Here is an 18,743-nt window from a genome sequence, read left to right as displayed (position 1 = left end):
CGGGGGTTTTGCTTTCAGCGCTTAACAGCTTTGGGCTTGGGCCGTACGCCTGGGGTGAGTTTCAAGTTCACGTCCGCATCTTTGCGCTGGACCGTAAAGGCGGATTCAACACCGGGCTTCAGGGAAGACACCAGCGCTAAAAGCTGCGTGACGTCCTTCACCGGTTTGCCGTTGATGCTCAAAATGACATCACCCGGGCGGATCCCCGCTTGGGAGGCCGGGCCGTTTTGCAAGACGCCGGTGATGATGACTCCTTCTTGGGCCTTGACATCAAATGTCTCCGCCAATTCAGGCGAAAGGTCATTGGGTTCCACCCCGATCCAGCCGCGCGTGACTTTGCCGTCTTTCACAATGTCTTCGAGCACTTGCTTGGCCGTAGTCACCGGTATGGCAAAACCGATGCCCATACTGCCGCCGGAGCGGGAGTAGATGGCGGTGTTGATGCCGAGCAAGTTGCCGTTGGTGTCCACCAGTGCGCCGCCTGAGTTGCCGGGGTTGATGGCGGCGTCCGTTTGGATAAAGTTCTCAAACGTGTTGATGCCCAACTGGTTTCTGCCCAGTGCGCTCACAATCCCGCTGGTAACCGTCTGGCCTACGCCAAAGGGGTTGCCGATGGCCAAGACTTGGTCGCCCACCCGCAATGCATCAGCATTGCCGAGCACGATGGCGGGCAATTTGTCGAGCTCGACCTTCAAAACAGCGAGATCGCTGTCGGGGTCGGTGCCGATCACCTTGGCAATGGATTTGCGCCCGTCGTTGAAGAACACTTCAATTTCATCGGCCTCTTCAATCACATGATTGTTGGTCAGTATGTAGCCTTGGGGGCTGACGATCACACCACTCCCGAGACCACCTTGAGGGTCCTCACTTTGGTCACCGTAGAAGAATTTGAACCAAGGGTCGTTGGCGTTGGGGTGCTGTGCGGCGGCTTTGCTGGTGGCAATGCTCACCACTGCCGACGAGGCGATCTGTGCCGCGTTGCGCAGGCTCCCCGGCGGGATTTCCCCGACTGCAGGCGCCGGAGATTCAAACATGGAGATGACACCGCGGGAGCTACTGCCAGGGTTCACCCATTGCGGTTTGAGAGTGGCCACTACAAAGTAAGTCGCCAGAAGTACGGTGCACGTTTGAGAGAACAGCAACCAAAGTCTTTTCATGAAATCACTCAGCAAAAGGCACACAACAGCGGATGCCACCGGCAAATTGTAGGCTGCTAAGCTGCGAGTAGCTGCATGACCTATGACTGACCCCTATCGCACCATCATGATCGAGCCGGAGGCGCCAAATAAGCCGCCTACAGGTGCTGCCTGCAACGGCTGCGGTGTTTGTTGTCTGGTGGAGCCATGCCCTATCGGTGTGGTCCTGAGTCGGCGTCGACGGGGCGCTTGTGTGGCACTTCGGTGGGAATATACGGCGCGTCAATACCGCTGCGGGGCCATGTCAGACCCTGGTGAGGTGTTGTTGCGCCAGTGGCCGGGCATTTGGGAGCCACTGCGCAAGGCCCTCGCGGCCTTGCTGAAGAAATCGGCTCCGCGTTGGATCGCAGCGGGGCAGGGGTGCGACAGCACGCTTGAAACAGCCCGCCCCTCGGGGACAATACCTTTCCAGAACCAAGATTCCGAAACACCATGATTGACCGCCAGCAACTCCTTCAGACGCTCAACATCCTGCTGCAGCCTGAGCGTTTCAAAGACTTTTGTCATAACGGTCTGCAAGTCGAGGGGCGGAGCCGCGTCGGGCATGTGGTGAGCGGGGTGACAGCCAGTGAGGCCCTGATACAAGCAGCTATCGACCAGAAAGCGGATGCGATTTTGGTACACCACGGCTTGTTCTGGAAAGGTTTTGATGGGCAGGTCAGTGGCTGGATGCGCAAACGCTTGGGCTTGTTGCTCTCCCATGACATCAACTTGCTCGCGTACCACTTGCCATTAGACGCTCACCCAGAGTTTGGTAACAACGCACAGCTTGGAAAGCTGCTGGGTCTGGAAACACTCTCGAACTTTGGGGAACAAGGCCTGGGACACTTGGGCGTGTCAGCAACCGAGTGGCAGAGTGATTTGCTGTTGGCAGCCCATGTGGAGTCCGTGCTGGGGCGCAACGTGACTTGTGTGGAGGGCTTTGCGGGGCCTGTACGCCGGGTGGCTTGGTGCACCGGAGGCGCACAGGGGTATTTCGAGGCGGCGATTGCCGCAGGTGCGCAGGTGTTTATCACGGGTGAAATCTCGGAGCCGCAGGCTCATTACGCTCGTGAATGCGGTGTCTCCTACATTGCGTGTGGGCACCATGCGAGCGAGCGTTATGGTTCTGCCGCGGTTGCGACTTGGGTGGCTGCCCAGCATGGCTTGACCCACAGTTTTATCGATATCCCGAACCCCGCATGACACACCCACCGATAGCCATCACACTCGGCGACGCAGCCGGAATCGGGCCTGAAATCATTGCTCGCTGCTACCAGCGGGCACCGGTTCTTATGCGGGATTGTTTTGTAGCCGGCGATGTGGGCGCCATGCGACGTGCCAGTCAACTAGTGGGTGGGGCCGGTCTGCCTTTGCCCGTGGCGGTATTGGCTGCGCTGGGGGATTTGGCCCATGTGCCAACCGGTTGCATCCCGGTGCTGCAAATCGGCGCGCCACTGGCGGAGGTGGCGTATGGCCAGGTGAGTGCAGCTGCCGGTGAGTTTGCGGGGCGTTGCGTCGTTTGGGCGGCAGACAGTGCCCTGCGCGGCGACATTGCAGCCTTGGTGACGGCTCCTTTGCACAAAGAGGCCATGAGTGCTGCCGGCGCACCCTACAACGCTTTTCCGGGTCACACGGAGCTACTGCAAGCGCGTGCCGCCAAGGCGCGTGGTTTCACGCTCGCAGAAATGCCGGTGCGGATGATGCTGGCCAACCACGCGCTGAGAACGGTTTTGGTCAGCATTCATGTGTCGTTGCGGGAGGCCTTGGACGCCGTGACTTTTGATAATGTGGCCTCCACGATCCGGATAACTAGGATGGCACTGCGCAGTGCATTGAACCGTGAGCCCCGGATTGCGGTGGCAGGTCTGAACCCCCATGCGGGTGAGGGCGGTTTGTTCGGGCGCGAAGAAATTGAGATCATTGCCCCGGCCATTAACGCGGTGCGATCAGAAGGTGCTGATGTTTACGGCCCCATTGCACCGGATACCGTGTTCATGCGCGCAAGGGACAGCGATGACCATCCCGGTGAATTTGACGTGGTGGTTGCGATGTACCACGACCAAGGGCTCATCCCCGTCAAGTACCTCGGGGTAGAGCAAGGGGTAAATGTGACTTTGGGGCTGCCGCTGGTTCGTACCAGCCCAGACCACGGTACCGCGTTCGATATTGCCGGGCGCGGTGTTGCTGATTGCAGCAGCCTGATGGAGGCGGTAGAGATGGCCAAGCGTCTTGTCCGTGTGACCTAACTAGGGCACTGCATTTACGCATCAAAAAGGGTTTGCTACCCGAAGCAGCAAACCCTGCTGATCGACTTATTTTTTCAGGCTGTCGCGAATTTCGCGCAACAAAATCACATCTTCCGGTGTGACCACCGGTGCTGGTTCTGCCGGCGCTACCGGCGCTTCTTTCTTCATGCGATTGATCTGCTTGATCATCAAAAAGATGATGAAGGCCAAGATTGCAAAATTCACAGCAACTGTGACAAAGTTGCCATATGCAAAGACCGGCACACCCGCTTTTTTGAGTGCATCCAGTGTCATTGCGGTGCCTTCGGGCACGTTTCCGAGCACCAAGAACAAGTTGGAAAAGTCCAATTTTCCGACCACGGCACCCACCAAAGGCATGATCAAGTCACCCACGACAGAGTCGACGATCTTGCCGAAAGCCCCGCCAATGATCACACCTACAGCCAAATCCACCACGTTGCCTTTAACTGCAAACTCTTTGAACTCTTGCAACATACCCATGACTCAGGACTCCTTAAATTGTTGAAAACAACAGTATCCCTCAAATGCCCAAGGCGATGACTGGGGTTATGGGGCTTTGGTCGCGTTGAATAACCCTACAACCGTCAGCTACAATTCTTTCCTAATCTACTAGCGATGTTCATTGAGGATTCTCATGAGTGAAACAACTGTCGACAGCAAAAAGATCGACGCCAGCAAACGGACATGGCTTATCGCCTCAGGTTGTGCTGGTGCGGTAGGTGGTGTTGCTACCGCCATTCCGTTTGTGAGCACATTTCAGCCATCCGAGCGAGCCAAAGCCGCCGGTGCAGCGGTTGAGGTGGACATCGCTGATTTGAAGCCCGGTGAAAAAATCACTGTGGAGTGGCGTGGCAAACCGGTCTGGATTGTGCGCCGGACCCCGGAGCAAGTTGCAGCATTGGCTGGCAACGACTCAACGCTTGCAGACCCTAAGTCGGAACGCAAGCCCTCAGAGTTGACGCCCGAATACGCGCGCAATGAAGGTCGTTCGATCAAGCCTGAACTTTTTGTTGCCGTGGGAATATGTTCCCACCTCGGCTGCTCGCCCTCCGACAAGTTTCAAACCGGCGCCCAACCTTCCTTGCCGGACAACTGGGCTGGCGGCTTTTTGTGCCCTTGCCACGGTTCGACCTTCGACATGGCGGGTCGGGTGTTTAAAAACAAGCCCGCGCCGGACAACCTCGAAGTCCCGCCCCATATGTTCCTGTCCGACAGCAAGCTGCTGATCGGTGAAGACAAGAAAGCCTGAGGATTAAGACATGGCCCGTGCATTCAAGGACATCTCTCCCAACGCCTCAGCGGGCGAAAAGGTGACGAACTGGTTTGAGAACCGCTTCCCTACCGCGTTCGACGCTTACAAAGTTCACATGTCGGAGTACTACGCTCCGAAAAACTTCAATTTCTGGTACATCTTCGGATCACTCGCCCTGCTGGTGCTGGTGATCCAAATCGTGACTGGCATCTTTTTGGTGATGCACTACAAGCCGGATGCCAACTTGGCGTTTGGTTCGGTGGAGTACATCATGCGTGATGTGCCTTGGGGCTGGCTGATTCGTTACATGCACTCGACCGGCGCCTCTGCATTCTTTGTGGTCGTTTATCTGCACATGTTCCGTGGACTGATCTACGGTAGCTATCGCAAGCCACGTGAATTGGTATGGATTTTCGGTTGCGCCATCTTCTTGTGTTTGATGGCCGAAGCATTCATGGGTTACCTGCTTCCATGGGGCCAAATGTCCTACTGGGGTGCACAGGTGATCGTGAACCTGTTTGCTGCAGTGCCATTGGTTGGCCCTGACCTGGCATTGTTGATTCGTGGTGACTTCGTGGTGGGCGACGCCACTTTGAACCGTTTCTTCAGCTTCCACGTGATCGCGGTGCCCCTGGTTCTGCTGGGCTTGGTTGTCGCGCACTTGTTGGCTCTCCATGACGTGGGCTCCAACAACCCCGACGGCGTTGAGATCAAAGGTCCGGATGCACCTAGAGATGCTCAAGGGCATCCTTTGGATGGTGTGCCTTTCCACCCCTACTACACAGTGCATGACATTTTTGCTGTTAGTACCTTTCTGATGGTTTTCACCGCCATCATCTTCTTTGCTCCCGAGTTCGGCGGCTACTTTTTGGAATACAACAACTTTATTCCAGCGGATCCGTTGAAAACACCAGCGCACATTGCGCCTGTCTGGTACTTCACACCTTTCTATTCGATGTTGCGTGCAATCACCAGCGAGATGATGTACGCACTGATTGCCTGCGTATTGGGTGCTGCCGCATTCGGAGTCGCAAAGGCTAAGCTGCCAACCCTCTTCAAGGGGGCGATGGTCGGTGCAGCTGTGGTGGTTTCTGCTGCCATGCTGTCTATCGACGCTAAGTTCTGGGGTGTAGTAGTGATGGGCGGAGCCGTAGTTATCTTGTTCTTCTTGCCTTGGCTTGACAACAGCCCGGTCAAGTCGATCCGGTATCGCCCAGATTGGCACAAATATCTCTACGGCATTTTCGTTATTAACTTTGTCGTCTTAGCTTACCTGGGTGTGCAACCTCCATCCCCAATTGGCGAGCGGGTGTCGCAGGTCGGTACCTTGTTCTACTTCGGGTTCTTCTTGTTGATGCCATGGTGGAGCACCGTTGGCGAGAGCAAGCCGGTACCGAGCCGTGTTAACTTTGTGGCTCACTGAGCGCCGGGGATAACTGACATGAAAAAAATCATCATTTCCTGGGTAGCGGCATTGGGTTTTGTGGTCGGTGCACATGCCTCTGGCGGTGGTATTGCGCTCGACAAAGCGCCTTCCAAGACCAACGACTTGGCCTCTTTGCAAAATGGTGCAAAGGTGTTCGTGAACTATTGCCTGAATTGCCACTCCGCGGCCTTTATGCGTTTCAATCGGCTGAAGGACATTGGTCTGACTGAGCAGCAAATCAAAGACAACCTGCTGTTCACCACAGAAAAAGTGGGCGAGACCATGAAAGCGGCAATCGACCCCAAGCAGGCCAAAGACTGGTTCGGAGCAAATCCGCCTGACCTCACTGTTATCGCCCGCTCACGCGCTGGCGCAGGCGGAACTGGTGCAGATTACCTTTACACCTATCTGCGTACTTACTATCCTGACGACACCAAGGCAACGGGCTGGAACAACCTGGTTTTCCCGAGCGTCGGCATGCCGCATGCTTTGTGGGAATTGCAAGGTAAGCGCGTACCTGTGTATGACACGGTTACCGAGCACGGTCATGAAGTTCAAGTTTTCAAGGGTTGGCAACAGGTAACTCCCGGCACGATGACTCCTGCCCAGTATGATCAAACCGTGGGTGATCTGGTGAACTATCTCCAGTGGATGGGCGAGCCGGCTCAAAATACCCGTGTGCGTGTCGGAGTTTGGGTGTTGTTGTTCTTGTCTGTACTGACCTTATTTGCATGGCGATTGAACGCAGCATTCTGGAAAGACGTGAAATAACGCTTTATGCTGTCCTGCTGCCTTGACTGGCGGCCAGCGACAGGTTCAGAGTGGGTCCGCTGACGCGTCCCACTCTTTTTCATTTTTTAGGAGTCTCTCGCCATGATGGTGCTGTATTCAGGAACGACCTGCCCTTTTTCCCATCGTTGCCGTTTCGTGTTGTTCGAAAAGGGAATGGACTTTGAAATCCGCGATGTGGACCTGTACAACAAGCCGGAAGACATCAGTGTCATGAATCCCTATGGTCAGGTGCCCATCCTGGTGGAGCGAGACCTGATTTTGTATGAGTCGAACATCATCAATGAATATATTGATGAGCGTTTCCCACACCCTCAGTTGATGCCCGGCGATCCCGTAGATCGGGCTCGTGTCCGTCTCTTCTTGCTGAATTTCGAAAAAGAGTTGTTCGTACATGTCAACACGCTGGAAGCCCGTGCCTCAAAAGGCAATGAGAAGGCGCTTGAAAAAGCGCGTGCTCATATCCGCGACCGTTTGACACAGCTCGCCCCCGTGTTCTTGAAGAACAAGTACATGCTGGGTGAAAGCTTCTCAATGTTGGACGTAGCGATTGCGCCATTGCTTTGGCGCCTTGACTATTACGGCATTGACCTGAGCAAGAACGCGGCTCCTTTGTTGAAATATGCCGAGCGTATATTCTCCCGTCCTGCTTACATTGAGGCGCTGACGCCCTCTGAGAAAGTAATGCGTAAATAACCGGACGGTACACATGCTGGATTCCTTGGACGCCCCTTCGACTCGACCGTATCTGATTCGTGCACTTTACGAGTGGTGCACCGATAACGGCTTTACGCCTTTTATTGCGGTGCAGGTGAATGAGTCGGTGCGGGTGCCCATGGAGTTTGTAAAGGATGGGGAGATCGTGCTGAACGTGAGCTTTGATGCCACCAGTGCGCTCAAACTTGGCAATGAGTACATTGAGTTCAAAGGGCGCTTCGGCGGAGTTGCTCGCGATATTCTGGTGCCTGTCGATCAGGTTTTGGCCATCTACGCGCGTGAGAACGGGCAAGGTATGGCCTTTTCGATTGCCCCCAAGAGCAACTCGGCTCATCTGGAAGAGGCCTCTAAGTCCCCACAGAAGGGCTTGGCCTCTGTTTCCGACGCGGAGCCCGATCCCGTCCCACCCAAAACGCCAGCGACCGGAACACGCCCAGCGTTAACAAGAATTAAATAGTACTTCTTTCCGGGAACGCCTAATTTGCTGATGTAGAATTCAGCCCGTGCCGATTTAGCTCAGTTGGTAGAGCAACCGCCTTGTAAGCGGTAGGTCATCAGTTCGAATCCGATAATCGGCACCATTTCATTTCTCGCTAGCGGTAGTTTGCTTGCGACGACATTTGTACCTTGAGTCGAATTGAGGTAACCTCCCACCCCTTTGATCTCAGGTGCGCTTGCAGCGCCGGCATAAGTTGGCGGAGCTTTGCGGCCACTGCGTTGTTTTCTAGCAGCAAGCACCACGTTGACCCCTCGATCGGTCCGGCCTTGATGTACCTCAACAGGGGGCTAGGGATCACTCCCTGAAGACTCTGAAGGCGAGCCGACGACTCTTTTGCAAGCGCCGCAAGATGCGAGAGAGTAGGCGACTCATGGGCTGCCTGCAAAGCTGTTATCGAGCGGTGATTTCTGATCATGTACGGAGTTCTAACTTAAGGAAGCGCTGGATGCAAGTGATTATCACGGATGCGTGGATGGCAAAAACCCGCGCCTTTCATCTCAACGGCATCAAGTTGATTGCCTCCATGCTGCTGGCCTCAGTGCTCCTGATGTTGGTGTCGGTCGGCTTGTATCACTGGGTTTTCATGAAGGGTGCGAGAGAGGGCTGGCCGATTATTGGAACCTTGGTGCGTATCGTGGTGAAAGATGAGTTTGCCCAGCGCGACCGCTACGTAAAAGAAAACATCGAAGTCTTGGCGAAGCGCTTGGGGGAGATGCAGGCCAAAATGTTGCAGCTGGAGTCTTTGGGTGAGCGGGTGTCCGGACTGGCTGGTATTAATCCGGCCGATATCACGGTTCCTCCCGGCAGGGGTGGGCTGATGGTGGGCGGTAGGGATCTCTCGATGGAAGAGCTGGACGCCACCTTGGCAGCCCTTGATGCAGCAGCAGCCCAGAATGCAGACGTTATGACCGTCATCGAGTCTCGCCTGTTTGAGCAAAAAATCAAAAAAATGATGGTGCCCACACAGATTCCGGTGCCGGATGCCAATCTCGGCTCAAGTTTTGGCTGGCGTATTGACCCGATCACCGGCCGTTCTGCGTTGCACACTGGTCTGGACTTCCCTGCGGCTAATGGCACTCCGATCTACGCTGCTGCAGGTGGCGTAGTGGTTACCCAGGAATTTCACCCCCAATACGGCAACATGCTAGAAGTGGATCATGGAAATGATCTCATCACACGCTACGCCCACGCCTCTAAGGTGAGTGTCAAGAAAGGTGACCTTATCAAGCGCGGTCAACGAATAGCAGAGGTCGGCAGCACCGGTCGCTCAACAGGTTCTCACCTACATTTTGAAGTCTTGGTTCAAGGAATCCCGCAAGATCCACAGAAGTTTTTAAGCGCTGGTAAGGGACTTGCCGCGCCACAGGTGGCTGCCGGAAAAGTGCCTGTTCCGCAACGCTAAAATGTCGGGCTAAGCTCATCGTAGAGCGGGGGCCCTCTCAAGGGCTTGACTTCCCGCAAAGAGCCACTATCTCACTCAGACTCTAAAAGGACTGTGCTGCGTGGTGAGTCCATGGTGGATTCTCCAAACGGCGCTCGCATTGATGGCCATTAACATCCTTACCAAAATTTTTGGCAGCCGCAACGACCGCTTGCTGAAGCAGTACCGGGCCGTTGTCACCCGAATCAATGCCCTTGAAACCCAGTTCGAGACACTGACGGATGACGGCCTCCGTGCCAAGACGCAAGAGTTCAAAGACCGCGTGTCCAAAGGTGAGTCTCTTGACGCGATTCTTCCTGAGGCCTTCGCAGTAGTTCGCGAAGGTTCCAAGCGCATCATGAAAATGCGCCATTTCGATGTCCAGATGCTGGGCGGTATGGCATTGCACTACGGCAAGATTTCCGAAATGCGTACAGGCGAAGGTAAAACCCTGACCGCGACGTTGCCCGTCTACTTGAATGCATTGAGTGGCAAAGGCGTGCACGTAGTGACCGTCAATGACTACCTCGCCAGTCGCGATGCCCGTTGGATGGGCCGCCTGTATAACTTTCTGGGATTGACCGTCGGCATTAACCTGCCGCAAGCCCCGCGTGAAGAAAAACAGCAAGCCTACCAATCCGACATTACGTACGGTACCAACAATGAGTATGGCTTTGACTACTTGCGCGACAACATGGTCTACGAAGCCAACGACCGGGTTCAGCGTGGTCTCAACTTCGCAATCGTGGATGAGGTGGATTCGATCCTGATTGATGAAGCCCGCACGCCACTGATCATCAGTGGTCAGGCTGAGGACCACACCGAGCTCTATCTGGCGATTAACAAAGCAATTCCTCGCTTGGTTAAGCAAGAAGGAGAAGCGGATCCCATCACGGGCCAAGGTATCACCAAGCCGGGCGACTTTACGCTCGATGAGAAAAGCCACCAGGTCTTTTTGACAGAACAAGGCCACGAAGCTGCCGAGACGATTTTTGCGGAGCTAGGACTTATTCCGGCAGGATCCTCGTTGTACGACCCCGCCAACATCACCTTGATGCATCACCTGTATGCAGCTCTGCGCGCTAACCATCTTTACCACCGTGATCAACACTATGTGGTGCAGAGCGGCGAGATTGTTATCGTCGACGAATTCACCGGGCGCTTGATGACCGGGCGCCGTTGGAGCGATGGACTTCACCAGGCAGTCGAGGCCAAAGAGGGTGTGCAAATCCAGGCTGAAAATCAGACACTAGCTTCTATCACTTTCCAGAACTACTTCCGTCTGTACAACAAGCTGGCCGGCATGACCGGTACTGCGGACACCGAGGCCTATGAGTTTCAGGAAATCTATGGTCTGGAGACCATGGTTATTCCGCCGAACCGCATTAGTCGTCGTGACGACCAGCTGGACCGGGTTTACAAAACAACTCGAGAAAAGTACGACGCTGCGATCAAGGACATTCGCGAGTGCTACGAGCGTGGTCAGCCGGTTTTGGTGGGGACAACTTCCATCGAAAACTCTGAAATCATTGCCGAATTGTTGGAGAAAGAAAAACTCCCACATCAGGTGCTGAATGCGAAGCAACATGCGCGCGAAGCCGATATCGTGGCCCAGGCAGGTCGGGCAAAAATGATCACTATTGCCACCAATATGGCTGGTCGTGGAACCGACATTGTGTTGGGTGGCAACATGGACAAAGCCATTGAAGCCGTTGAGTCGGATGAGGCTTTGGATGCGGATGCGAAACAAGCCCGCATCCTTGAGATCCGCAGCCAATGGCAAACAGATCACGAGGCGATCAAAGCACTCGGTGGTTTGCGCATCATTGCCACCGAACGGCATGAATCCCGCCGCATTGACAACCAGTTGCGCGGCCGGTCCGGTCGCCAGGGCGACCCGGGCTCTTCCCGCTTTTACCTGAGCCTGGACGACTCCTTGATGCGGATATTTGCGGGTGATCGCGTCAAATCCATCATGGACCGGCTGAAGATGCCCGAGGGTGAGGCTATCGAGGCCGGTATCGTCACCCGCAGTATTGAAAGCGCGCAGCGCAAGGTGGAGGCCCGCAACTTTGACATGCGCAAACAATTGTTGGAGTACGACGATGTCTCCAACGACCAGCGTAAGGTCATCTACCAGCAACGCAATGCCATTCTGGATGCTGCAGACCTCACTGCGCAAATCACCGGCTTGCGCGAAGGAGCGTTCGAGGACATGGTGCGCCAGTTCGTGCCGGCGGAGTCTGTCGAAGAGCAGTGGGACATTCCCGCGCTGCAAAAAATGCTATCGGATGAATGGCAGTTGCAACTTGATTTGCAAAAGCAAGTCTCTGAAGCGAGTTCCATCACGGACGAAGAAATCGTATCCACAGTGACAGCTAGAGCCAATGAGGCTTTCGAGAGCAAGGTCACCTTGGTGGGCAAGGACAACTTCACCCAGTTCGAGCGGATGGTACTGCTGCAAAGCATTGACAGCCATTGGCGCGACCACCTGAGCGCACTGGACTACTTGCGCCAAGGCATCCATCTGCGTGGCTATGCACAAAAGCAACCCAAGCAAGAATACAAACGCGAGGCCTTTGAGCTGTTCGGGCAGTTACTGGACTCCGTTAAAAACGACGTTACCAAGGTACTGATGACCGTCAAGATCCAATCCAACGAGCAGCTTGAAGAAGCTGCTGAAGCGATTGAAACCCGTGGAGAAAGCATTGCCAACGTCACCTACACCGCTCCTACTGAGTCCGGTGAGGCTGAGACCGTGCCTGCTGCAGCTAAGGGGGTCACCGAGGCCGCTGAAGTTCCTCGCGTAGGTCGCAATGAGCCTTGCCCGTGCGGCAGTGGCAAGAAATACAAACAGTGCCACGGCAAACTCTCTTGAAAGCAACCGGATGCCAGTAAACCTCCCACTGCCTGTCGAGGCTGATCTGTCCCCTGTTGCAGGGCTTCGCATTGGTGTGACGGAGGCCGGAGTCCGTAAGGCCGGACGCAAAGACGTCACCGTCATGCTGTTGGACCCGGGATGCAGCGTCGGCGGCGTGTTTACGACCAATCGTTTTTGCGCGGCGCCTGTGCAAATCTGTCGCGAACACCTTTTGCAGAGCGATATCCGCGCGGTCATTATCAATACGGGCAATGCCAATGCCGGTACCGGGGCTGACGGGCTTGCAAGGGCACGTGAAACCTGCAGTGCGTTGTCCAGCCGTTTGGGCCTCACGCCACAGCAGGTATTGCCCTTCTCGACTGGCGTGATCATGGAGCCTCTGCCGGTGGACCGCATCGTTGCCGGCATGGATGCTGCGATTGCAGACGCCCGCGAAACCCATTGGTTGCGGGCAGCTGAAGGCATCATGACGACTGACACGCAGCCGAAGGCCTTTAGTGCTTCTGCGCTAGTGGATGGACGCAAGGTCACGGTAACCGGTATCAGCAAAGGCGCGGGCATGATCCGGCCTAATATGGCCACCATGCTGGGCTTTATTGCCACCGATGCGTGTATCGACAAGTCGGTAATGGCGGCGCTATCTCTCGAGTTGGCCGAAGGATCATTCAATCGGGTCACCGTCGACGGCGACACGTCCACCAATGACTCGCTGCTGGTGATTGCAACCAACAAAGCTGGCAATACCCCAGTTACTGATCTGAATGCGGCTTCTGCGGCTCCCCTCAAGCAAGCCATGTTGTCGGTGGCTCGACAGTTGGCACAAGCCATCGTGCGCGATGGAGAGGGTGCCACCAAGTTCATTGCTGTTCAGGTAGAAGGTGGACAGACGGAGGCGGAGTGTCGTCTGGTTGCCTACGCTATCGCCCACTCACCCCTCGTGAAAACAGCCTTTTTCGCCAGTGACCCGAACTTGGGTCGCATCTTGGCGGCAGTTGGCTATGCCGGAGTCACTGATTTGGACCAGGGTCTGATAGAGCTCTACCTTGACGACGTACATGTGGCTACACAGGGCGGTCGCAATCCGGCCTATCGCGAAGAAGACGGGCAGCGCGTGATGAAGCAAAGCGAGATCACGGTGCGGGTGAATCTGGGTCGTGGTAGCGCAACTCAAACTGTCTGGACATGCGATTTCAGTTACGACTACGTGACGATTAACGCCGACTACCGCTCCTGAGGAGACTCCCAGATGTCTGCTGATGCTTTGGAGCGCTTCTTCGCGCGTGCGGAGTTGTTCATGCAGCGTGTGGAGGCATCTTTGCCGCACATCCTGACCGCGCCGGACTGGAATGCATCGATTGCATTCCGTTACCGTCGTCGATCGACCGGACAGGGCGTCATCTCCCCGGTGCAGCATGTCGGTGTCATGGCGCTTGATACTCTGCGCGAGATTGATGACCAAAAGGAAAAGATCCACCGCAATACGGCGCAGTTCGTACGCGGTGGTTTGGCCAACAATGTGCTCCTGACGGGTGCGCGAGGTACCGGCAAGTCCTCCCTGATCCGTGCTTGTTTGCAGACCTTTGCCCCCGAGGGCTTGCGTTTGATTGAGGTCGACAAAGCAGACTTGATTGATCTGCAAGACATCATTGAGCTCGTTGCTTCTCGTCCGGAGAAATTCATCGTGTTTTGCGACGATTTGAGCTTCGACGACGGCGAACCCGGATACAAGGCCCTCAAGTCAGTGCTGGATGGTTCTGTCGCAGCGTCCACGCCCAATGTGTTGATCTACGCCACCAGCAATCGCCGGCACCTGTTGCCGGAGTACATGTCTGAGAATCAGACCTACAAGCACACGGCCGATGGAGAAGTGCACCCGGGCGAGGGAGTGGAGGAGAAGATATCTCTCTCCGAACGATTCGGCTTATGGATCAGCTTTTACCCGTTTAGCCAAGACGAATATCTGACCATCGTGAACCAGTGGCTTGCACATTTGGGGTTTTCTGCCGCTGCCATCGAGGCTGCGCGTGCTGAAGCGCTCCTGTGGGCACTTGAGCGTGGAGCTCGTAGCGGCCGAGTGGCCTACCAGTTTGCGCGGGACTATTCTGGTCGGGCTGTACTTCCATGACATCACCCCTGATTGCCGACCCGGATCTGCACCGTACGGGAGGAAGCGATCGTCCTGTCGTCGAGGTCGCAGTAGGCGTTTTACTCCGGCCCGATGGCGCATTCCTATTGACGTCTCGACCCGAAGGCAAGGCCTACGCTGGTTATTGGGAGTTCCCCGGTGGCAAGGTGGAGCCCGGGGAGACGGTAGAGCAGGCGCTACGGCGTGAGCTCATCGAGGAAATAGGCATCCGTATCGGTGATGCACAAGCTTGGCGAACTGAGCTTGTTGACTACCCACATGCGCTGGTGCGCCTGAATTTCTGCAAAGTATTTGATTGGGTGGGCGAGCTCGAAATGCGGGAGTCCCAAAAGTTCGCCTGGCAGCAGCTGCCTGTGAACGTGGCGCCCATTCTTCCAGGCACCGTTCCCGTGTTGGATTGGTTCGCCGAAGAACGCGGATATCAGGCTGCTACTATTTCAGGAGCATAAACCGCAGACACTGTGCGGGCTAGTACCGTAATTTATTGAAGTTTTGGATCGCCGAACTGGGCATCTTCGGGGGGCGCCTCTGTCGGCACCCTGAAAGACTCGCTCGCCCACGCGCCTAGGTCTAAATTTTTGCAGCGCTCGCTGCAAAACGGGCGGTAAAGATTAGCGGGGCCGTAGACGCTATCGCCTCCACACCCGGGGCAACGCACCAATTTTTCTACAGCGCTTTGACTCATCGACAACTCTCCCCGCAGGTCAGGAGCAGAGCGTCAGTTCAAAACCAACGTCTTCTGCGCAAGCGTGCAATTTGTCATCGGCCTCATGGCGCATCAACCGAATAGACACCATCAACCGGTTGCCACTGATCTCTGGAATGACGGCCAAGCTCGGGTCTAATGAGAGCCGCAACAGCTGAAATGTGCGCCCTTGCGGCAGGTTTTGCTGGAACTGCCCGCCCACTGCCATGACTTTTTGCGGAGCGCCAGAGTCCCGAAGCATCTTCAAAAGCAAGTGAATCGATTCTGCCAATGGTGCAATCGTCGAGGCCCAGCGCTGCAAATCCTGCTGTCGGGACTGAGGGTCACGGTGCTGCCATGCAAAGTAGGCCGGTAAATCAAACTCGCATGTTCCCCCGGGAATGCCCACCCGGCTTCGAATGCTCATTAGCCAATCATTTTCCGTCAGAGACTGCCCTGCCTTACCGGTCAGTGCATTCAACGCGGAAAAACAGCCGTCGAGCTGGGCGATCACTTTGTCCAGTACCGCTTCAGAAATCGCGGGGTTACCGCGGTAAGCATTGAGAATCTGCTTTTGTTTGTCGAGGTCTTTGAGAACGTCGGATTTCAAGTCAGCGCGGGCACCGACATCCATCACCTCAAAAATTGTCGCCAGCGCAAAGTGGTGATCCAGCGGATCCTGGCGGCCCATCAATTCAGCCAGACGCAAGAACAAATGCTCAAGTCGCAGGTAAGTGCGAATGCGTTCGTTGAAGGGGTATTCGTAAAGGATCACGCTGATATTTCCGGTCCGCCGATCATAGCCCGAAGCGCGCATAAATTTGCGCTGTCAGCACTTCAAGTTGATCCAAAGTCAGGCCATCGTTATAGAGCACATGGTCAGCCGCAGACAGTCGCTTCGCACGGGAAGCCTGAGTCGCCATCACACCACGTACCTCGCTCTCAGTCAGGCCACTACGACGCACAACGCGTGCAATTTGGGTTTGTGCTTCACAGTCTACGACCAGGATGAAATCCAATCGTGAGCGCCAATGTGCCGACTCCACCAGCAGCGGAATATCGAACACCACACAGGAAGCACCAGCGGCTAGTTGCACGGCCACATCCCGCTCCATCTCGTGGGCAACTAAGGGGTGAATGATGGCCTCCAAGCGCTTTCGGGCTGTGCTGTCTTGAAACACCAGTTCCCGCATCTTTTGGCGGTCCAATGCCCCCTTTGCGTCTATCAAATCATCACCGAATGTGTCGCGGATGAAAGCGATTGCCGCACCGCCTGGTGCTGTGCATGCTCTAGAGACTGCGTCGGCATCGACGACGACGGCTCCTTTGGCTGCGAGAAGCGCGGCCACCGTACTTTTACCGCTGCCGATACCACCCGTCAGACCGACTCGCATTCCAACCGCCATCCCTACAAGTTCACCATTTGGCGCAAGGTGTCCGGCCCCAGTAACAAGGCTGCAAAGCCGGCGCCAGCCAAAAACGGACCGAATGGCACATAGCCACCTTCGCGCAAGCCGGTGGTGAATTTCATGGCGATCCCCACAATCGCACCAATGATCGAGGCCATCAAAATCATGGGAATCAATACCGGCCAGCCAAACCATGCACCTAGGGCAGCAAACAGCTTGAAGTCCCCGTAGCCCATTCCTTCTTTGCCGGTTACCAGCTTGAAGAGCCAATACACCGACCACAAAGAGAGGTATCCCGCTACAGCGCCCCAAAGAGAAGTACTCAGCGGTACGGGCGTCCATTGCAGCGCAGAGGCCACCAAGCCCAACCAGAGCAAGGGCAGGGTGATGTCATCCGGCAGGAGTGTCGTGTCCCAGTCAATCAGCGCCAATGCCACCAAGGCCGCACTAAAAGCACACCACGCCAGACCGGTTGCAGTGAGGCCCCACTGCCAAGCGCAAAAGCCAAACAATGCACCAGTCACCAGCTCAACTAGTGGGTATCGCAAGGTGATGGACTTTTTGCAGTCTGAGCAACGCCCGCGCAACGCTACGTAACTCACGACCGGAATGTTTTCATACCAAGCGATCAAATGACCGCAGTGCGGGCAACGCGATCGCGGCACCATCAAGTTGAAGGGAGCCTGTTCAGGGGCAGGTTCGGTGCCAGACATCTCCGCGCATTCGGCAGCCCATTGGCGCTCCATCATTTTCGGGAGTCTATGAATCACCACATTCAAAAAACTACCGATCAAAAGGCCCAGCAAAGCCAATAGACCGCAGTCCAACCACTGCACACCGGACCCCATCAGACCACTTGTCCCAGTTTAAAGATCGGGAGGTACATGGACACCACAATCCCGCCGATCAAGGTGCCTAGCACCACAATGATGATTGGTTCCATCAAGCTGGAAATACCGGCCACCATATCGTCCACCTCAGACTCAAAGAAGTCTGCCGCCTTGCCCAACATGTGGTCAATGGAGCCCGACTCCTCTCCAATTGCACACATCTGCAGGACCATGGAGGGGAAAATATTTGCGTTGGTCATGGCGGCGGTCAAGGAGGTGCCGGTAGACACTTCTTGTTGGATTTTTTGGGTCGCGGTCTGGAAAACGATATTTCCCGAGGCTCCGCCCACGGAGTCCAGCGCCTCTACGAGTGGCACACCTGCGGCAAACATGGTCGACAAGGTACGCGTCCAGCGCGCGATACAACTTTTTTCGACCATTACCCCGAACACAGGTAACTTCAGCATTACGCGGTCCATGAAGGCTTGTACCTTTTCATTGCGCTTCCACGCCTGCATGAAAAAGTACAGTCCGCCACCGATGCCCCCGAAGATCAGCCACCAGTAATCAATAAAAATTTCACTCAAGGCAATCACAAACAAGGTGGGAGCCGGCAACTCGCCGCCGAAGGAGCTGAACACTTGCTTGAATGACGGGATCACAAAAATCATGATCACAGAGACCACCACAAACGCAACCACGAGCACGGCAATCGGGTACATCAGTGCCGCTTTGATCTTCGACTTAATGGCCTCAGTCTTCTCCATATAGACCGCCAAGCGGTCCAGCAATTGGTCCAGAATACCTGCCGACTCACCGGCCTCGACCAAGTTGCAATACAGGTTGTCAAAGTAGAGCGGGTACTTGCGGAAAGCGGCACTTAGCGAGGTACCGGTCTCCACGTCGGAGCGGATGTCGCTCAGGAGCTTGGTCACACTCGGGTTCGGGTTGCCGCGGCCCACAATGTCAAAGGCCTGCAACAAGGGCACGCCCGCCTTCATCATGGTGGCCAACTGCCGGGTGAAGATCGCCATGTCCTTGGGCTTGATCGACTTGCCCGAGCTCATGCGGCGTTTTTTGATCTTGGTGGGGGTCACGCCCTGGCGGCGCAACATCGACTTCACTTGGTTCTCGCCGGCGGCCCGCGTTTCGCCCCGGACTTGCTTTCCGTTGCGATCTTTGCCTTCCCATTCAAAGACGACGTCTTTGGTGGGCGCGGATTTTCCTGTTGCCATAGTTCCCCC

At 55.5% G+C, this 18,743-nt stretch carries 20 protein-coding genes and 1 tRNA gene; 13 read left to right on the top strand and 8 right to left on the bottom strand.

The features are described from left to right. Nucleotides 1–14: 14 nt before the first annotated feature. Nucleotides 15–1,157 carry a trypsin-like peptidase domain-containing protein gene (locus QZW03_RS06820; protein ID WP_296509225.1) on the bottom strand — a complete coding sequence of 381 codons (1,143 nt, stop codon included), beginning with the start codon at nt 1,155–1,157 and terminating at the stop codon, nt 15–17. 471 nt (nt 1,158–1,628) lie between these two features. Between QZW03_RS06820 and QZW03_RS06810 the strand changes: the two genes are divergently transcribed. Both QZW03_RS06810 and pdxA read left to right on the top strand, forming a co-directional pair. Further along, nucleotides 1,629–2,381 (top strand): Nif3-like dinuclear metal center hexameric protein, encoded by a 753-nt coding sequence (locus QZW03_RS06810; RefSeq protein ID WP_296509223.1) that lies wholly within the window; start codon nt 1,629–1,631, stop codon nt 2,379–2,381. Continuing rightward, entirely contained in the window at nt 2,378–3,424 is a 1,047-nt protein-coding gene (gene pdxA / locus QZW03_RS06805; protein ID WP_296509222.1) for a 4-hydroxythreonine-4-phosphate dehydrogenase PdxA, read from the top strand. The genes QZW03_RS06810 and pdxA overlap by 4 nt, the downstream gene beginning before the upstream one ends. Before the next feature lie 66 nt (nt 3,425–3,490). Here the strand turns inward: pdxA and mscL are convergent, their stop codons facing one another. Continuing rightward, nucleotides 3,491–3,925: a large conductance mechanosensitive channel protein MscL gene (gene mscL / locus QZW03_RS06800; RefSeq protein WP_296509221.1), complete on the bottom strand. Its 435-nt coding sequence runs from the start codon at nt 3,923–3,925 to the stop codon at nt 3,491–3,493. 154 nt (nt 3,926–4,079) lie between these two features. Here mscL and petA point away from each other — a divergent pair, with 154 nt between their 5' ends. From petA to QZW03_RS06770, 6 genes are all read left to right on the top strand, one after another. Continuing rightward, nucleotides 4,080–4,694: a ubiquinol-cytochrome c reductase iron-sulfur subunit gene (gene petA, locus QZW03_RS06795; RefSeq protein WP_296509220.1), complete on the top strand. Its 615-nt coding sequence runs from the start codon at nt 4,080–4,082 to the stop codon at nt 4,692–4,694. A 10-nt stretch (nt 4,695–4,704) separates the two neighbouring features. Further along, nucleotides 4,705–6,120, top strand: a complete 1,416-nt coding sequence (locus QZW03_RS06790; RefSeq protein WP_296509219.1) for a cytochrome bc complex cytochrome b subunit — start codon at nt 4,705–4,707, stop codon at nt 6,118–6,120. Nucleotides 6,121–6,138: 18 nt separating this feature from the next. Then, nucleotides 6,139–6,894, top strand: coding sequence for a cytochrome c1 (locus QZW03_RS06785; RefSeq protein ID WP_296509218.1), 756 nt, complete (start codon nt 6,139–6,141; stop codon nt 6,892–6,894). 102 nt (nt 6,895–6,996) lie between these two features. After that, nucleotides 6,997–7,608, top strand: coding sequence for a glutathione S-transferase N-terminal domain-containing protein (locus QZW03_RS06780; protein WP_296509217.1), 612 nt, complete (start codon nt 6,997–6,999; stop codon nt 7,606–7,608). 13 nt (nt 7,609–7,621) lie between these two features. Continuing rightward, entirely contained in the window at nt 7,622–8,086 is a 465-nt protein-coding gene (locus QZW03_RS06775; protein WP_296509216.1) for a ClpXP protease specificity-enhancing factor, read from the top strand. 48 nt (nt 8,087–8,134) lie between these two features. Further along, a tRNA-Thr gene (locus tag QZW03_RS06770) sits at nt 8,135–8,210 on the top strand. Nucleotides 8,211–8,222: 12 nt separating this feature from the next. Here QZW03_RS06770 and QZW03_RS06765 read toward each other — a convergent pair. Continuing rightward, on the bottom strand, nt 8,223–8,543 hold the full coding sequence (locus tag QZW03_RS06765) for a DciA family protein (RefSeq protein ID WP_296509215.1): 321 nt from the start codon (nt 8,541–8,543) through the stop codon (nt 8,223–8,225). A gap of 30 nt (nt 8,544–8,573) precedes the next feature. On the opposite strand from QZW03_RS06765, the gene QZW03_RS06760 reads away from it, so the two are divergent. The 5 genes from QZW03_RS06760 (at nt 8,574) to QZW03_RS06740 (ending at nt 15,024) form a co-directional block, all read left to right on the top strand. Further along, nucleotides 8,574–9,530 carry a M23 family metallopeptidase gene (locus QZW03_RS06760; RefSeq protein WP_296509214.1) on the top strand — a complete coding sequence of 319 codons (957 nt, stop codon included), beginning with the start codon at nt 8,574–8,576 and terminating at the stop codon, nt 9,528–9,530. Nucleotides 9,531–9,672: 142 nt separating this feature from the next. Beyond that, complete coding sequence (gene secA, locus QZW03_RS06755; protein ID WP_296509213.1) at nt 9,673–12,426, top strand: preprotein translocase subunit SecA; 2,754 nt, start codon at nt 9,673–9,675, stop codon at nt 12,424–12,426. A 10-nt stretch (nt 12,427–12,436) separates the two neighbouring features. Continuing rightward, on the top strand, nt 12,437–13,663 hold the full coding sequence (argJ, locus tag QZW03_RS06750) for a bifunctional glutamate N-acetyltransferase/amino-acid acetyltransferase ArgJ (protein WP_296509212.1): 1,227 nt from the start codon (nt 12,437–12,439) through the stop codon (nt 13,661–13,663). A 12-nt stretch (nt 13,664–13,675) separates the two neighbouring features. Next, nucleotides 13,676–14,554 carry an ATP-binding protein gene (locus QZW03_RS06745; RefSeq protein ID WP_296509211.1) on the top strand — a complete coding sequence of 293 codons (879 nt, stop codon included), beginning with the start codon at nt 13,676–13,678 and terminating at the stop codon, nt 14,552–14,554. Then, nucleotides 14,551–15,024: an NUDIX domain-containing protein gene (locus QZW03_RS06740; RefSeq protein ID WP_296509210.1), complete on the top strand. Its 474-nt coding sequence runs from the start codon at nt 14,551–14,553 to the stop codon at nt 15,022–15,024. The genes QZW03_RS06745 and QZW03_RS06740 overlap by 4 nt, the downstream gene beginning before the upstream one ends. A 32-nt stretch (nt 15,025–15,056) precedes the next feature. On the opposite strand, the gene QZW03_RS06735 is transcribed toward QZW03_RS06740, so the two are convergent. From QZW03_RS06735 to QZW03_RS06715, 5 genes are read right to left on the bottom strand one after another with little or no spacing between them, the layout of a single operon-like run. Then, a complete protein-coding gene (locus tag QZW03_RS06735; RefSeq protein ID WP_296509209.1) occupies nt 15,057–15,260 on the bottom strand; it encodes a DNA gyrase inhibitor YacG in 204 nt (67 codons plus the stop codon). A gap of 19 nt (nt 15,261–15,279) precedes the next feature. Then, on the bottom strand, nt 15,280–16,035 hold the full coding sequence (zapD, locus tag QZW03_RS06730) for a cell division protein ZapD (protein WP_296509308.1): 756 nt from the start codon (nt 16,033–16,035) through the stop codon (nt 15,280–15,282). 22 nt (nt 16,036–16,057) lie between these two features. After that, a complete protein-coding gene (coaE, locus tag QZW03_RS06725) occupies nt 16,058–16,654 on the bottom strand; it encodes a dephospho-CoA kinase (RefSeq protein ID WP_296509208.1) in 597 nt (198 codons plus the stop codon). Between the two features lie 14 nt (nt 16,655–16,668). Continuing rightward, complete coding sequence (locus QZW03_RS06720; RefSeq protein ID WP_296509207.1) at nt 16,669–17,517, bottom strand: A24 family peptidase; 849 nt, start codon at nt 17,515–17,517, stop codon at nt 16,669–16,671. Further along, nucleotides 17,517–18,734 (bottom strand): type II secretion system F family protein, encoded by a 1,218-nt coding sequence (locus QZW03_RS06715; protein ID WP_296509206.1) that lies wholly within the window; start codon nt 18,732–18,734, stop codon nt 17,517–17,519. Before QZW03_RS06715 ends, QZW03_RS06720 begins: the two co-directional genes overlap by 1 nt. Nucleotides 18,735–18,743: the final 9 nt, after the last annotated feature.

This window comes from Rhodoferax sp. (assembly GCF_013297935.1).
Lineage (GTDB): Bacteria > Pseudomonadota > Gammaproteobacteria > Burkholderiales > Burkholderiaceae_C > Allorhodoferax.
Note: the sequence above shows the minus strand (reverse complement) of the source record. Positions and strands in the feature narration are given on the sequence as shown.

Coding starts and splice junctions, on each gene's coding strand:
- QZW03_RS06820 (WP_296509225.1), bottom strand. CDS start 1,157: ATGAAAAGACTTTGGTTGCTGTTCTCTCAAACGTGCACCGTACTTCTG.
- QZW03_RS06810 (WP_296509223.1), top strand. CDS start 1,629: ATGATTGACCGCCAGCAACTCCTTCAGACGCTCAACATCCTGCTGCAG.
- pdxA (WP_296509222.1), top strand. CDS start 2,378: ATGACACACCCACCGATAGCCATCACACTCGGCGACGCAGCCGGAATC.
- mscL (WP_296509221.1), bottom strand. CDS start 3,925: ATGGGTATGTTGCAAGAGTTCAAAGAGTTTGCAGTTAAAGGCAACGTG.
- petA (WP_296509220.1), top strand. CDS start 4,080: ATGAGTGAAACAACTGTCGACAGCAAAAAGATCGACGCCAGCAAACGG.
- QZW03_RS06790 (WP_296509219.1), top strand. CDS start 4,705: ATGGCCCGTGCATTCAAGGACATCTCTCCCAACGCCTCAGCGGGCGAA.
- QZW03_RS06785 (WP_296509218.1), top strand. CDS start 6,139: ATGAAAAAAATCATCATTTCCTGGGTAGCGGCATTGGGTTTTGTGGTC.
- QZW03_RS06780 (WP_296509217.1), top strand. CDS start 6,997: ATGATGGTGCTGTATTCAGGAACGACCTGCCCTTTTTCCCATCGTTGC.
- QZW03_RS06775 (WP_296509216.1), top strand. CDS start 7,622: ATGCTGGATTCCTTGGACGCCCCTTCGACTCGACCGTATCTGATTCGT.
- QZW03_RS06765 (WP_296509215.1), bottom strand. CDS start 8,543: ATGATCAGAAATCACCGCTCGATAACAGCTTTGCAGGCAGCCCATGAG.
- QZW03_RS06760 (WP_296509214.1), top strand. CDS start 8,574: ATGCAAGTGATTATCACGGATGCGTGGATGGCAAAAACCCGCGCCTTT.
- secA (WP_296509213.1), top strand. CDS start 9,673: ATGGCCATTAACATCCTTACCAAAATTTTTGGCAGCCGCAACGACCGC.
- argJ (WP_296509212.1), top strand. CDS start 12,437: ATGCCAGTAAACCTCCCACTGCCTGTCGAGGCTGATCTGTCCCCTGTT.
- QZW03_RS06745 (WP_296509211.1), top strand. CDS start 13,676: ATGTCTGCTGATGCTTTGGAGCGCTTCTTCGCGCGTGCGGAGTTGTTC.
- QZW03_RS06740 (WP_296509210.1), top strand. CDS start 14,551: ATGACATCACCCCTGATTGCCGACCCGGATCTGCACCGTACGGGAGGA.
- QZW03_RS06735 (WP_296509209.1), bottom strand. CDS start 15,260: ATGAGTCAAAGCGCTGTAGAAAAATTGGTGCGTTGCCCCGGGTGTGGA.
- coaE (WP_296509208.1), bottom strand. CDS start 16,654: ATGCGAGTCGGTCTGACGGGTGGTATCGGCAGCGGTAAAAGTACGGTG.
- QZW03_RS06720 (WP_296509207.1), bottom strand. CDS start 17,517: ATGGGGTCCGGTGTGCAGTGGTTGGACTGCGGTCTATTGGCTTTGCTG.
- QZW03_RS06715 (WP_296509206.1), bottom strand. CDS start 18,734: ATGGCAACAGGAAAATCCGCGCCCACCAAAGACGTCGTCTTTGAATGG.